Origin of the sequence: Microbacterium sp. H6, from assembly GCF_003314775.1 — a bacterium.
GTDB classification, from domain to species: domain Bacteria; phylum Actinomycetota; class Actinomycetes; order Actinomycetales; family Microbacteriaceae; genus Microbacterium; species Microbacterium oxydans.
In genome coordinates this window covers 30,752-32,693 of the sequence record NZ_QOAY01000151.1, presented here as the reverse complement: position 1 = coordinate 32,693, position 1,942 = coordinate 30,752, and the positions used below count along the sequence as shown (strand labels likewise).

The window sequence follows — 1,942 nt, the reverse complement described above, 5'->3', positions numbered from 1 at the left end:
CCTCGGATTCTGAGCGGAGCTCTCAGACGACCGCGGCCGGGCGCACGAACGCCCACGCGGCGACCGCGGCGACGGCCGCAGCCACGGTCATCGTCACCGCCATCGTGACCGCGTTCGTGCCGCCGACTCCCGCGGCGATCGGCGCGAGCACGGGGCCGAACAGGAACGTCGACATGCCGAGCAGGGCAGAGGCGGTGCCCGCCCGTGCTCCGTGGTGGGCGAGCGCGAGGGTCTGGCCGTTGGGGCCACCAAGCCCCGAGCACAGCATGAAGCCGATCAACGCGGCGACGATGCCCGTGACGCCGACACCGGAGAGGGCGAGCGCCAGGAATGCGGTCGTCGCGACCAGCGTGGCCGAGATGCCGCCGAGGTACACGCGCAGCGGGCCCCATCTGCCGACCACGAGACGGCTGAGCTGGCTGCCGGCGATGCTGGCCAGCGCTCCGGCCGCGAAAGCGAGGCTGAACGACTGCGGGCTCAGGCCGAATTCGTCCTGCAGCACGAACGACGACATCGACAGGTAGGTGAAGAAGGCGACACCGCCTCCTGCTGCGGCGCACAGCACGGCCACGAACAGACGATCGCGGACGACGGCCCCGGCATGGAGTCCGAGCGTGCGCAGACCTCCGCCGTGACGGGCGGCGGCAGGCAGGGTCTCCGGCAGGGCGAGCACGACGACCAGGAGCAGCACGACACCCACCGCGCTGAGCACGCCGAAGATGCCTCGCCAATCCATGATCAGTGCGAGTTGACCGCCGACCACGGGTGCGACGATCGGCGCGGTGCCCGAGACCAGGAACAACAGCGACAGCATGCGCGACAGCTCGACGCCCTCGAACTGGTCGCGGGCGATCGCGAGGCAGATCACGATGCCGGCCGATCCCGCGAGACCCTGCAGGAAGCGGACCACCAGCAGGACCTCGATCGTCGGGGCGAGAGCACACAGGAGGGAGAGCACGGCGAAGGCCGAGACGCCCACCATGAGCGGGAACCTCCTGCCGAGACGATCGCTGAGCGGCCCGGCGACGAGCTGGCCGAGGCCGAGGCCGATCATGCACGCCGACATCGTCGCCTGAGCGAGCGCCTCGGTGGTGTCGAGGGACGCGGCGAGCTGCGGCAGTTGGGGCAGATACAGATCCATCGACAGCGGACCGAACGCCTCCAGCATGCCGAGCACGAGCATGGCCCGCAGCGTGCCCATCCGCGGGCGCGGGGTCGGTCCGGACGAGGTGATGCTCATCCGTCCAGGCGCAGGGTGCGCCGCAGCCAGCTGTCGCGAGCGGCGACGGCCGCCCGTGAGACCTCCGCTTCGGGGGAGAAGCCGGAGAACCCGTGATAGCCGCCGGCCCAGACGTGCAGCTCCGCGCGACTTCCCGTCGCCCAGATGCGCAGGGCGTAGTCGACCGCCTCGTCTCGGAACGTCTCGGCCGCTCCGACCTCGATGAACGCGGGCGCGAGGCCGGACAGGTCGTCGGCGCGCGCGGGCGAGGTGTACGGGGAGACCCGGTCCGTGCCGCGGTCGGATCCGGTGATGGCGTTCCAGGCCGTGTCGTTGTTGTGGCGATCCCAGGCGCCGAACCCGTCGTACTGGCGACTGGAGACGGTGTCGTTGCGGTCGTCGAGCATCGGGCAGCCGAGCAGCTGTCCTGCCAGGCGTGGGCCGCCGCGGTCGCGTGTCATCAGGGCGACGGCAGCGGAGAGCCCGCCGCCCGCGCTCATGCCGGAGGCGATGATGCGGTCCGGGTCGATGCCGAGCTCGTCGGCGTGCGCGGCCATCCACTCCAATGCCGCGTAGCAGTCCTCCGCCTGTGCGGGACCGGGATGCTCGGGGGCGAGGCGGTACTCGACGGCGACGCCGATCACGCCGTGGCGTTCCGCGAGGTCGATGAGCTCGCCCGTGCCGAAGAACCGGGTGCCGAGGACCATGCCGCCGCCGTGGATC

The 1,942-nt window shown here is 71.4% G+C and carries 2 protein-coding genes; both read right to left on the bottom strand.

Annotated elements, in window-relative coordinates; genetic code table 11:
* Positions 1-22: 22 nt before the first annotated feature.
* Positions 23-1,240, bottom strand: coding sequence for a multidrug effflux MFS transporter (locus DSP71_RS09815; RefSeq protein WP_257021949.1), 1,218 nt, complete (start codon positions 1,238-1,240; stop codon positions 23-25).
* On the bottom strand, positions 1,237-1,942 hold a 706-nt coding region (locus DSP71_RS09810; RefSeq protein WP_147251275.1), incomplete at its 5' end, for an alpha/beta hydrolase. The genes DSP71_RS09810 and DSP71_RS09815, both read right to left, overlap by 4 nt.